This window comes from Litorivivens sp. (assembly GCF_057445395.1).
In genome coordinates, this window is record NZ_JBVBUV010000092.1 from 1 (window position 1) to 12,686 (window position 12,686).

A 12,686-nucleotide genomic window follows, 5' to 3' on the forward strand; every position below is an offset into this window, starting at 1 on the left:
GGTTGGCGCCGTACAGGTAAAAACCAATTCCAACTTTGTCGACCTGTACAAGGATGGTCACCCGGTTCGCGTAACCACCCAGCTGGTCGATGAAAAATTGATGGGTGCGCTCAGTCTGGAAGTGTATCTGGACTTTAACCAAGCTGATGCCCTGAAAGACCCGCAGGTACTGAAACAGATTGATCAGTTTCAACAGCACCTTAAGGCCGCATACTCAGACAAGTTGATCAAGTCACTCTCGTTGGCGGATGTGGTCAAGGATACCCACCGGGTGATGAATGAAGGCAAGGCTACCTTTCATTCCATACCTGATGATCCGCGCCTTACGGCGCAATTGCTTTACCTGTTTAACAATGCGAATGCCAGCGACCGCCGCAGTTTGGTGAGTGACGATTACAGTCGCAGTCATATTACGCTATTCCTGCGCAACGGCGGCAGCCATGAATACATTGAGATGTTCGAGAGTTTGCAGGGTGATATCTCGACCTATTTTGATCCGTTGATATCCAGCTATCCGGCGATGGAGCCAAAGTTGACCGGTGTGTTTCATCTGATGATGGAGCTGATTCGCCATATCGCCGTAACCCAACTGAAAAGTTTTGGCGCAGCATTATTGATTATTACGGCACTGATGATGGTGACGCTGGGGTCAAAGCAGGCAGGCGTTATTTCCATTCTTCCCAATCTTATTCCCGCGGTTTTTACCTTCGGGGTGATGGGCTATCTGAATATACCGCTGAATACGGATATGCTAATCATCGCGCCGATTATCATCGGTATCGCGGTGGATGACACCATTCACTTCCTAACGCACTATCGAAATGCCTGGTATGAATATGGTGATGTAGACAAAGCCATTCGTAGTACGTTGAGCGAAGTAGGACAAGCTGTGATACTGACTACCGCGGTATTGGCCATCGGCTTTGGAGTGCTGGGCTTTTCTGACTATCTGGGGTTGGCGAAACCGGGGATCGCGGGTGCGGTGGCAATTGTGGTGGCGCTTCTGTCTGACTTGCTGTTTTTACCGGCGTTGATTTACTGGGTTAAACCGGAGCTGGGACGTAAGCAGGCATTGGAAAAGATGCCGGTGGGAGCGGTCTAACGTTTCTTTGTTGGTGATCGCAGGCAGGGGCGCTGTATTCCGGGTCTTGAACACGTGGCTCAGTGCTGGCGAATCCCTTCTATCATCGCCGTCGCGCAGTCAATTGCATAGCCGGGGAAGGTGATTTTTTCGGGAACAATCAACCGCGCTATGCCCATACCATCAAACAGTCCGAGCAAGCCTGAAGCGATCGCATCGGAGTGTGTGTTTTTTCTGAACTCTCTCTGTTTAACTCCAAGCTTGACCAGCTCGGAAAGTGCTCCGTGAAACATCTCATAGTGCTGCCGCATCAGTTTGCGAAAATGGGGCAGATACGGTGCCTGGGAGAAAAAGTCCAGAAAAAGCTGGTTGTATTTGCCGAGCTCAGCCATGAGCTCTTCGTGGTTGCGCAAAATGGCCATGAGCTGGTCGTATGCAGATTGCTTCGGATCGATAGACAGGTGAATGCGATCCAGGTTGTTTTCCAGAAAGCTATTCAGTACCCCGATCAGCAGATCTTCCTTGCTGTCGAAATGGTGATAGACACCGCCCTTGCTCAGGCCCGAGGCTTCCACAAAATCATTCATGCGACTGGCCGCGACACCCTTTTCCAGTAGTACGGTGATGGCGGCTTCAAGAATTTTCTGCCGGCGTTCGTCAGAATTCATACGTGATACTCACAGTGGCTGATTCTTCGGCCGGAATGATGGGGAGGGGAGTATCCAGCTCGCTCAGGTCTGCAACACTCAGCGCCAGTGAAGTTTTCCAGAAGTCGTTCCACCGGTACTCTGCGAGAACCGTAACCATGCCAAAGCGTGGACTTGAAGCCCAGTTGCCAAGCAGGCTCATCACAAGGTCGTCGTTGAGGTAGGTTTTCCGCCAGCCGACACTGACAACCTGAATGTCGTCGTCCTCGGCAGCATCGTTTGATAAGTGCATGCCCCAAACGCCGGCATTAAACAGATGATTGCCGCTGGTGGTGTATTCGAAGCCCACCGCAGCATCAATTCGTTCGCTGGTTGCACCACTGATAGGGAGTAGCTGATTGTCCCGGTGAGCCACTTCAGCTTTCAGTAACAGTCTTCCTAGCGCGATGGAAGTCGCCATACCCACCAGATCAAATCGCGCGAGTTCCGGACGAATGCCAAAATCCGGCATCCCGTTTATTGCGACAAACGCGGGTGTCAGCAGGGCTGTTATCGGATTGGCGGAATTGTTGCCGGAAAAGTCCGGGCCGAAATAGACCGGTGTCGGGGTGTTGTCGTAGAGCCTTGCGTACATGAAACTCCAATCTACCCGGCTGCCGTGGAGTTTGTAGCGCAGCCCCCATTCTTCATCCGGTTCGATGCTCAGATCGACGGGCGGGAAACCGGGCGCCACGTCGAACACTAGCCGGTGATGCTGGTAAACATCGGTGCGCGCTTCGGGTGTGTAGAATGCCTGTAACTGGCCAGCGGGCAAAAAGCATTCAGCCACCAGCATGTCCTGCGGCAGGCGCACGTTGCCATAGTCGGTCAGAAGCTGCTCGGTGTAGTCGAAGGGTGTCACAATGTCGGTTACGAAGGTACCTTCTACAGCGCCCCAGATCAGCGTTTGCCGGCCGGCTGTGGCTGTGCACGAACCTTTGCTGTACTGGAGCCAGGCGCGCTGCCATTTGTTTTTTCCGTAGGCGCCGCCGCGACGTTCTGCCAGATCATCGTCTTCCCAGAAATAGCGGTAGCGGGTATCCAGCTTCAGATACCAGCCTTCGGCCAAATTGCCTTCGTAGATAAGTTGCACACTGCTTTGCGAGCGGTTGGGGTCGCCGGGGATCTGGGTGTGGGCGTGCTCTAACGCAGTTTTAAAACCGTCCGTCCAATGGGGTTCGCTGACCTCGATAGCCGAAGAATCGAATGCGAAATCGTCGCTGCCGAGAAAGTCCTCGGCATTGGCGGACGGTGTGCCCATCAGCAAGAGGGTGAGTAAAATCGGGGTGTAGTGCTTCATTGGGCTTCCGGGTGTCATTGAATATGTTTGCGCAGCGCTTCCAGCGTTTTTTCCCGGTAAGCAAAATCAGTGAGGGTACGCTGGGTGAGAAACTCATCTTCAACCTCGACATTCATCGCGATCGCTTCGGTTTTCATATTGGAAAGACGCTGGGATTGCAGATTGATAAGGGTCACATCGCGCGCAATCCAGAGATCGTTGATTTGCTCGATGTCGGCAAACGCAATCTGCTTGAAGGGCTTGCCGCGTTTGTCGTAGGTTTGGGCTTTGAGCAATGTATAGCGCTCCTTGTCGACCCAGTACAGAACCTTGCTGTATTCGGTTTTTGCTGCCCGTACGGGTTTGGGGATGGCTTCAATTACCCACACCTCGCGCCCGCCGAAGGGGCCTTCCTGGAGAATCTTGTAGGTGTATTCGTCTACGGTGCCGGTTTCCATGTCTTCGGTGGTAAATTCCGAACCAAAAACAGACACCGGCTCCCGGTCTTCACCGGTGCCACTGGCCATCCGCTTTACTTTTCCGAGGGCGGACAGATACAGCCAGGATTCCATGTCTTTGCTGGGGTCGTCATAGTCATAGGTGAGCATGCCAATGCCGCGTTCGCTGGCGGGCTCCAGTAGGATCGCAACGCCCTTGCTGTCCTTTTTATTTTCGCCGTACTGCTTCGAAACCGATTCGAGAACCTTGACTCGGGGGTTTTCGACGCAGCTGATCTTTCCGTTTTTCTGGCCGAATTTGCAGGTCGAAAGCTGGGCGCGAGTGAATGTGCCATCTGCAGTTTCGCGCTGCTGGAGATCCATTTTCTCCATAATGGCGCGTGCCTTGTCTTCACTGGCAAGCGCTCCGGCGGCCAGCGCGCTCAGCAGGATTGTGGTAAGCAGGGGTTTGAAATTGAGCATATGATTGTCTCCGTGAGGAATAGGGCTAGCGCTGAGGATCGGGGGTGAGATTGCGCAACACTTTGTCGCGTCCCATATTCGGTTTCAGCCAGTGCATCAGTGCGGGCAGAAACAGTAGATCCGACAGCAGGGCGACGATTATGGCCATTGCACCAAAGATGCCGGGCTTGGCAAGACCGAGATAGCCGGCGAAGCCCAATACAGCAAACCCCAGTCCGAGGATCAGACTGGTAAAGGCTACTGCCTGCCCGACTTCGCGCAGGGTCTGGCGAACCGCGATGCCGACATCGCCGTGTTCAATCCAGGTATAGCGATAGTGGGTGAGGAAGTGGATGGTATCGTCCACCGCAATACCAATGATGATGGGGGCCACGATCAGGGTGTCGGTGTCCAGGGCAATACCGAACCAGCCCATAATGCCAAAGGTAAACACCGCTGGCAGCAGGTTTGGGATCATAGAGATAAAACCGGCTTGCTTGGATCCGAGGGTCAGGATCATGACAACGGTAATGATGATCAGCGCAAAACTGAAGCTTTTCAGCTGCGTCCAGGCCACATGATCCATCAGCTCCATCATCAGCGGGAAGGTGCCGGTGGTCTCCAGTGACAGTCCCGGATAGTCAGTTTTCAGCGGGCCGAAAATGCGCTCGAAGTCCTGATCAAGCTTCTCAAAAAGTGCAATGTATTCGTTGGTGCCGGCGTTCCTGAGCATGAAAGAGATATGGCTGACACGGTAGTCATCGCTGACGATGTCCCGCCGATCCGCTGAACTGGCATTGTTGAACAGGTACAGAAGCTGTGCTGTGAGCCGTGGACTATCCGGCACCCGATGATAGGTCGGGTCGTCATTGTGCATGACCTGATTGGTGTCTTGCACAATATCGGCCAGCGACAGGGTTTTGATCACTTTGTCGCTGTAGTTTTGTGCTACATGGTCCTGCAGTTCGCTGATGGCCTGCAGAATCCGTGGGTCTTTCAGACCGTCGGGCTGATCCATGCGGATCAGCACTTCAAGGCTCATCCCGCCCATCATTTCGTGATCGACCAGTTTCATGGCGATATTTAGCGGGGTGTCTTCACGAGCCAGTTTGGAAAAGTTGGTATCGATTTCCAGATCAAAGGCGCCGTAGATCAGCAGTGCGAAAACGGCAATGTAACTGACCACAATGGCTTTGGCGCGTCGCTCGGTAAAATCGGCGAGACGCGACAGCAGCGGCTGCAGGTCGACAAGCGGTTTTTTGCCTTGGCAATCGGGGTCGTTGTCCCGCCGCAGTTTGGGGTGCCAGAATTCCAGCAAAATGGGCAGCAAACCGAAAATAAGCAGAAAGGCAAAAGCCACTGCCATTGCTGAGGTAACACCAAACACGGTGATAATTGGCATGTCAGTCAGTGTCAGAGCCAGCATGCCGATCATGGTGGTTATGGAGGTGAGCAATATTGGCATCCCGGTTTTTCGGTATGCCATTGCCATGGCGCGAGCATGATCCTTGCCTTCGCGACTGAACAGCGTGTAGGCGCTCAGTACATGGACGCAACTGGCAATGCCCACTGCGAGTACCAGCATGAAGGTCAATGCAAGCATGCTGGTGTAAGTCATGCCGAGCCAGGTGCCGACGCCGATCGCCCAGAAACCCGCAAACAGCACAATCAGTATTGGCCAGACAACAGCGCTTAGTGAGCGGAATAAGACCCACAGCAGAATAATGACCAGTGCCACCATGACCAGCAGTAGGCCGACGGCTTCGATTATGCTGTGCATAACGAACTCCATGGTCACCGGGTTGCCGACGTAATGGAATTCAAAGTCGCTGTACTTTGGCTGGTCGGTTATCTTACGCAGGGCATTCATGAACGTCAGGTATTCGTCCAGCTGGACTGAGCCAAATTCCACCTCGGCTACTTCGGCACTGGCGTCCACATCCAGTGCGCTGCCGGCGTCGAGACCGAAACCGAAGGGGTCGTCCGCAAGCAGATTGTCTTCGGCGCTGGTAACTGATGTTGATTCAACCGGCACGGTGCCGAAATTGGTTTTCAGGGCGATGCCGCCATACTGGAAGTCGCGGGAATAAAACAGTCGTTCAAAGTTTTCCTGGCCGCGTGCAATTTCGCGGCGGCGCTCGCGTTCGGCGTCGGTCTCCGGAAAGTCTGCACCGATTAGTTTCTTTGCAATCAGGGTGTCGCCATCGGCGATCTGATAGCGGGCATTGAACAGGCTGTCGACCTGTATCACCCGTTCCATGCCGCCGGAATCATCTTTGAGGCTGGCTTGTTCAATGTCGTTGTGCAACTGCGCAAGGGTGCGCAGGGCGTTTTCGGAAAACACATCGCCGGAAGATGGGCGGTAAATTAGGTAAACGCCTTCGTCACTGCCAAACTGACGGCGGAATGCATTGCGAATCTGAAGCGGTTCCGCATCGTCTTCGAACCAGACCTCTGGCGACATATTGATGGCGAAGTGATTGACAATGCCTTGACCGGCAAACAGCGACATGGCCAGAAACAGCAGCAGACAAAGCCAGCGATACGGCAGAATTGCGGTAGGCACACGCTCAAACAGGTTGTTGATAGTAAACAGCAGTTGCTGCACAAAGCACTCCATAAACGACAAAGAAAGCGGAGTGTGGATGGTACAAACCGACCAGTTGGTCTGCAAGCTGTTTTGATCAAGATGACTAGTCTGTCATGTGTAGAAGGCAGTCGGTCACACTTTCATTGAAGGCTGGCTGCTCACCAGTTTAAAGACCCAGCCCGGGGGCAGCAGGTTCATCAGCCAGCGCACGATACGGCCTTCGCCAACCCAGACTTCTTCCGCGCCCGCGGCCAACCCATTCAGGATGGCCGGCAGACAGTCGGCGGTGCTCATTTTTTTTCGATTCAGCGCGCCTGTCATTGCCGTGTCTACAGTGGGCGGGAACACTTCAACTACGGTTGCTTTACCTTTAAGGTGCAGTCGCAGTATCTGGGTAAACGTGTGCAGGCCGGCTTTGCTGGCACTGTAGATCGGGGTGGGAGAGACCGGCACCACACCGCCCGGTGAGCCGATATTGATAATCACAGGGTTTGTGGTGTTGAGCAGCTGCGGCAGCATCGCCATCGTCAGGGTGATTGGGGCGGTTAAATTGGCATGCAATTCTGTGGTTGCTTGTATCGCGTCAAAGTCTTCGGGCTTGCCCAGGTGATAGTGATTGAGAATGGCGGCGTTGTTTATCAACATGTTGACGTGTAGCTCGTCCGCCTGCAGTTTGCGACGCAGGGTCTCCACATCGTCGGCGTTGGTGATATCGCAGGGGTAAGCTTTGATCCGGCAATCGCGTTCAACGGTTTCGTTGAGCGGTTGCGGCCTGCGACCGCAGATCACGACTTGATTATTCTCCGCCAGTGCCAGAGCGAGGGCCTGTCCAATGCCAGTGCCACCGCCGGTAATCAGAATCGTATTGCCGCTTAGTTGCATTGCCAGATCCCTTTGCTGTCATTGTTTATCGTGCGTATTCTCAGGCAGCCCTTCGCCGTGCGTGATTACGGTTTGGTTATGCCGCGGATGATATCGCGGATAAGAAAACGCGACGGTGACAGTGCGCGCAGCAATTCTCGCGGCAGCGGCGGTACTTCACCACAAATCTGGCTGGCAAGAATTTCTGCAGCCAGCGGTGTTGAGGTGAGGCCGCGCGAGCCATGGGCAACATTCAGATAGAGATTGACGTAGCAGGCTGGACTTTCGTCGATACGGCGCCGTGCGTTACTGCCCAGTGCGGCGAAACGCTGACGCTGGGTATGCGCATCGGGCGCAGGGCCGACGACAGGTAGGTAATCCGGACTGGTGCAGCGCAGGGCAGCGCGGCCGCCGCTAGGGCTGCCGCCAATCTTCAGTTCGGAAATTGCCGCGCGCAACTTCTCCAGATTGGTGTCGTGCTCTCGCGGGTCGATTGCCAGTGACTCTGAGCGTGTGTTGTAGCTGGCACCGATGACCAGCGTATCGTCCACTGGCGGTGCCAGATAGCCTTCATGGCAGATCACCGTTTTGGGGGTCGGCCGAATCGCGCTCGCGTCGAAATAGCTGAGCTGGCCACGCACCGGTTTGAGCGGCAGATGGGCACATTGGGTTAATTTTCGCGCTTCGTTGCTCGCAGCTATAACAACGGATGTTGCACTCTTTCCGCCTTGTGAGGTCTCGAGATGCCAGCCTCCTGCCTGCTGGTTCAGTGAATCAATCCGGGTATTGAGGTGGAGTGTGACGCCGGGACAGTTTAACAGCTGTCGGCAGAGTTCGACCGGGCGCAACCAGCCGGCACCGGGATAGAATACGCCGGGCTGACGCAGTGGCGTGCCGGTGAGGGTGCTTGCTTCGGCGGCGTCCGGGAATCGGCACCATGTTTGATGCTGTCCGAACACGGTTTTGAGCTGCTGCCATTTGTCATCGTTGAGTAATTGAAAGACACCGCACAGTTCGCCCGGTAAGGCATCGCCGTATTGTCGGTAAAAGCGTAGGGCATGCAGAAAACTGCTGAGTGCAAAGCGATTCAGCAGACCGGCCTGGTGAGACAGCTTGGTATACAGGATTCCCTGAGGATTGCCAGAAGCACCAGCCGCCACTGAATCAGCCTGTTCGTAGACATCCACGGTAATGCCGCGTCGAGCGAGGGCATAAGCGGTGTGGGCGCCGGCCAGCCCGGCGCCAATGACCGCCACGCGCTCCGGTCGGTCAGTGGTCTTGGGGCTTACATGCCAGGCAGCGTTGTCCGGTGATTTGCCGGGCGCAAGGGGCTGACTGTCGTCGGCAAGCTCGCCGCGCAGCATTTCCCGTTTGCGGCCAAAGCCAGGCACCTTTTCCGCAGCGAAGCCGCGCGCCATCAACGCCCGTCGAACAAACCCGGCCGCGGTAAATGTGGCAAACGTTGTACCGCTATGACTCAGTGCGGCAACTTGATCAAACAGGGCGTCGGTCCACATGCCGGGGTTGGTGCCCGGCGCGAAACCGTCGAGAAACCAGGCATCAACGGTGGCGCCGCTGCGCAAAAACGCTGGATGGGAACTCGCCAGCAGTTCGCTGAAACCGGCTTGAGCATCGTCAAACACCAGATCGAGAATCACACTGCCGTGGTCGAACTGCAGTCGGTGATGCCCCCGTATCAGCGGTGGATACTGGGCGATCAGCTGGCGGGAATAGGGCGCCAGTTCGGGCCACTGCTGCAGGGCTTTTTCGAGATCCTGTCGCGCGATCGGATGCTTTTCCACGCTGACAAACTGTAGGGTTTTTGACTGTGGGGCAGTGGCTTGTGTTTCACGCCAGAGTTGCCATGCCGCAAGAAAATTGAGGCCGGTACCAAATCCGGTTTCTGCGATGGCGAAGTACGGCTGACGCAGCGTTCGCCAGCGCTGTTCAAGGTGATTATTGTGAAGAAAGACGTGGCGGGTTTCGTCCAGACCATGTTCACGTGAATAGTAGACATCGCCGTAAGCGCTTGAGACTGGTACATTATCGTCTCCCCAGTCGATGCGGGCGGGTTCCAGAAAATAGGGCACGTTGGGTATGGGCTGCAAAAATTAAAGAGGCGGTATTGTAGCAACGCGAAATACGAATGCGAAACCAGCGAATTTTTAGGGGATGGCAATTTTTACTTGTCGTACTGCTCGCATCAGTCGGCCCGTTATGGGGCAAGGCGGTTGATGCCCAGCAGCAATCCATTACCCTCAGTTTGGCCACCGAGCCACCAACCCTCGACAGTACGCTGGCCACAGATCAGATTGGCAGTTTCCTGCTGTCTCACCTTATGGAAGGGCTTACCCAGTATGGCGCAGACGGGTCATTGGCCCCCGGCATTGCCGAGCGCTGGGAAGTGCGCGCGGATGGCGCCACCTTCTGGTTGCGCAGTGATGCGCGCTGGAGCGACGGCAAACTGGTTACCGCTCAGGATTTTGTTTACGCCTGGCAGCGGGCGGTAAAACCGGAAACGGCATCCCAGTATGCTTTCATACTTTTTCCCATCAAAAATGCCGAGGCAGTCAACCGTGGCGATATGCCGGAAGGCGCCCTAGGGGTAGAGGCTGCAGGCGCCCATCGGCTTGAGGTTCGCTTTGAACAGCCGTGCCCGTACTTCGACAAGCTCACAGCGTTTATGACCTACTATCCGGTTCGGCGCGATGTTGTTGAACAGTGGGGCAGAGCCTACGCTGCTGATGCCGACAAAATGATGTTTAACGGTCCGTTCGTGCTCAGCCGTTGGGTGCACGGTGCGCATTTGGAGCTGATCAAAAACCCGCGCTACTGGAATGCGGACGCAATAAGCCTGCAACGCATCAGCATGCCTTATATCACCACTGACCCGGGCACCCATTACAACCTGTTCAAGGATAACCGGATTGCCTTATCGCCACTGGATGCGAGCACCCTGCAGGATGCGGTGGGCCGCGGTTATGAGACCCACTTGTTTGAATTTGGCACGTTGTATTTTCTGGAACCCAATATGCGGCCGGGACGGCCCACCCAGAACCTGGCCCTGCGGCGCGCAATTCAGCACGTGTTGAAACCTTCGTTGCTTGTCCACAAGGTGTTGGGATTGCCTGGTATCAAGCCAGCTTACAGTCTGTTTCCCTCTACGATGCGTGCTGGCAGCGGCGTTTTCTCCGAACAGTTTCCGCCGCCCCAGGTCCATTACAGTCTGACAAAAGCCAGAGCCTACATGGCACAGGCTAAGCGCGAGCTGGGTGACATTCCACCCCTTACCCTGCTGGTTGGGGACAGCCCGCGGGCAGTCAATGAGGCCGAGTTCTATCAGTATGTACTCAAGCAGGCTCTGGGGCTGGAGACCAAGCTGGATCAGCAGACCTTCAAGCAGCGTATTGCGAAAATGCAGCAGGGCGATTTCGATATCGCTGCTGCTGGTTGGGGCCCGGATTTTGACGATCCGATCACTTTTGGTGATCTGTTCGCCTCCTGGAACGAAAATAATCGCGGGCGTTTTTCTGACAGTCGCTACGATGGCTGGGTGCGAACGGCGCAACAATCACTTGATCCGGATGTGCGCCTGGAGGCGTTTGACCAGATGCAGCACATCATTAACGAGCAGGTCGTGATTATCCCCACCTACGAAAACGTCGGGCTGTATGTGCAGCATCCGAAACTCATCGGCGTGCGTCGCTCTATCTTTGGCGGTGACCCGAATTACCGCTATGCCCGGGTGCTGAAGTAATGCTGCGTTATGTGCTCAAACGGCTGGCTTATGGCGTGGTAACCATCTGGTTTATAGCCACCGCAACCTTTTTTGCGATGCATGCAGTACCGGGCGATCCCTTTAACAGCGCCAAGGCGGCCACGCCTCAGCTGCGGGAAAACCTGCGGGCGCGCTACGGTTTGGACAAGCCAGTTGCACAGCAGTATGTGTTGTACCTAAAAAGCATGTTGCAGGGTGATTTCGGTATTTCTTTCACTCAGGAAAACCGGCGGGTGAACGACATTATTCGCGAGCACTTTCCCGTGTCGGCGCTGTTGGGGGTGTGCGCGCTGTTGATTGCAACTATCGGTGGTGTTTGCGGAGGCGCTGTGGCGGCCTACTGGCAAAACCGCTGGCCGGATCGCGCGCTGATGATCGCGGTGGTGTTGGCCATTTCCGTGCCGAGTTTCGTTATTGCGGCATTGGCTCAGCTCGGCATTGTGCAGTTGAACAGTGCACTGGGTTACCCGCTGATTCCTGTGGCCGGTTGGGGCGGTGTCAGCCAGATCTGGGTGCCGGCACTGGTGCTGGGGTTGGGCACCATGGCGTACCTTGCGCGACTGATGCGCTCGTCCCTGCTAGCGGTGATGCAATCGGACTATGTGTTGACAGCGCGTGCCAAAGGGTTGAGCACGGGGCAGATATTCTGGCGCCACCAATTGCGCAATGCCATCTTGCCGGTGGTTACGGAGTTGGGGCCAACCATTGCCGCCATTACCACCGGTGGTTTTGTCGTGGAGCTGATTTTTGCGATACCGGGACTCGGGCGCTATTTCGTTCAGGCGGTTCAGCAGCTTGATTACACGGTTATTATGGGTACCACGGTTTTCTACGGTGCTTTTTTGGTGCTGGTGGTGGTTCTGGTGGATATTCTCTACGGCTGGATCGATCCCCGTATACGGCTACACGCGGAGGCGAGCTCATGAGCCGCTTTACGGCCGCCGATTTCGAGCCTTTGCCACCCCAGCCTGCCGCAGCCGCCGAAAGTTTTTCTGAAGCCCCCCCGTTGTGGAGGGTGTTGTTTGCAGATATTCGCGCCTGTCTTGCTTTGTTAGTTGTGGTGTCAGTATTGCTGGGTGCGTTTATGGGCCCGCTATTGTGGCCGCAAAGCCCTGCCACGCAGTGGCTGTCGCAGATATCCAGTGGCCCCACGCCAGCGCGCTCAGTGGAGCTGGTCGATGACGAAACTGTCTGGCGGGGACCGGCGCGGCCACCACAAACGCTAGTAGTACTTCAGGCTACAACGACGCAGGTTCGGCTTGGCTGGCCAGTGCTACCGGCGGCACACCGTTATCGGGTATATCGCAGCGACGGTGGCGTAGGGTTGGGGATTCCGCTGGCCGAGGTTAATCACCATTGGTATGTCGACCGTCTGCAGCTGCGGGAGCAGGACTATCGTTATGTGGTCGTACCGGTTACCGCTGCAGGTGACACATTGGAGTCGATGCAGGTTACTGCGGTTCCCACATTGACATTGGGGCGTTTTGAGGCTGAGTTGCTGGGGCTGCCAGT

9 protein-coding genes and 1 pseudogene are annotated in these 12,686 nt (G+C 55.5%); 4 read left to right on the forward strand and 6 right to left on the reverse strand.

From position 1 onward, the window contains the following. The coding region (locus AC222A_RS17345) for an efflux RND transporter permease subunit (protein WP_486775333.1) at positions 1-1,102 on the forward strand (1,102 nt) is incomplete at its 5' end. 59 nt (positions 1,103-1,161) lie between these two features. Here AC222A_RS17345 and AC222A_RS17350 read toward each other — a convergent pair. From AC222A_RS17350 to mnmC, 6 genes are all read right to left on the reverse strand, one after another. Then, a complete protein-coding gene (locus tag AC222A_RS17350; protein WP_372749481.1) occupies positions 1,162-1,749 on the reverse strand; it encodes a TetR/AcrR family transcriptional regulator in 588 nt (195 codons plus the stop codon). Next, positions 1,739-3,067: a hypothetical protein gene (locus AC222A_RS17355; RefSeq protein ID WP_486775334.1), complete on the reverse strand. Its 1,329-nt coding sequence runs from the start codon at positions 3,065-3,067 to the stop codon at positions 1,739-1,741. The genes AC222A_RS17350 and AC222A_RS17355 overlap by 11 nt, the downstream gene beginning before the upstream one ends. Before the next feature lie 14 nt (positions 3,068-3,081). Further along, entirely contained in the window at positions 3,082-3,966 is an 885-nt protein-coding gene (locus AC222A_RS17360) for an outer membrane lipoprotein-sorting protein (protein ID WP_372780967.1), read from the reverse strand. Positions 3,967-3,991: 25 nt separating this feature from the next. After that, positions 3,992-6,553, reverse strand: coding sequence for an efflux RND transporter permease subunit (locus AC222A_RS17365; RefSeq protein ID WP_486775335.1), 2,562 nt, complete (start codon positions 6,551-6,553; stop codon positions 3,992-3,994). A 114-nt stretch (positions 6,554-6,667) separates the two neighbouring features. Then, positions 6,668-7,417 carry an SDR family NAD(P)-dependent oxidoreductase gene (locus AC222A_RS17370; RefSeq protein ID WP_372750731.1) on the reverse strand — a complete coding sequence of 250 codons (750 nt, stop codon included), beginning with the start codon at positions 7,415-7,417 and terminating at the stop codon, positions 6,668-6,670. A gap of 65 nt (positions 7,418-7,482) precedes the next feature. Then, positions 7,483-9,486 carry a bifunctional tRNA (5-methylaminomethyl-2-thiouridine)(34)-methyltransferase MnmC2/FAD-dependent 5-carboxymethylaminomethyl-2-thiouridine(34) oxidoreductase MnmC1 gene (gene mnmC, locus AC222A_RS17375; RefSeq protein ID WP_486775336.1) on the reverse strand — a complete coding sequence of 668 codons (2,004 nt, stop codon included), beginning with the start codon at positions 9,484-9,486 and terminating at the stop codon, positions 7,483-7,485. Between the two features lie 56 nt (positions 9,487-9,542). Between mnmC and AC222A_RS17380 the strand changes: the two genes are divergently transcribed. The 3 genes and pseudogenes from AC222A_RS17380 to AC222A_RS17390 form a co-directional block, all read left to right on the forward strand. Next, a complete protein-coding gene (locus tag AC222A_RS17380; RefSeq protein WP_372749764.1) occupies positions 9,543-11,153 on the forward strand; it encodes a peptide ABC transporter substrate-binding protein in 1,611 nt (536 codons plus the stop codon). Continuing rightward, entirely contained in the window at positions 11,153-12,100 is a 948-nt protein-coding gene (locus AC222A_RS17385) for an ABC transporter permease (RefSeq protein ID WP_372764197.1), read from the forward strand. The genes AC222A_RS17380 and AC222A_RS17385 overlap by 1 nt, the downstream gene beginning before the upstream one ends. Continuing rightward, a pseudogene (locus AC222A_RS17390) lies at positions 12,097-12,686 on the forward strand (hypothetical protein); the annotation flags it as partial. The gene AC222A_RS17385 and the pseudogene AC222A_RS17390, both read left to right, overlap by 4 nt.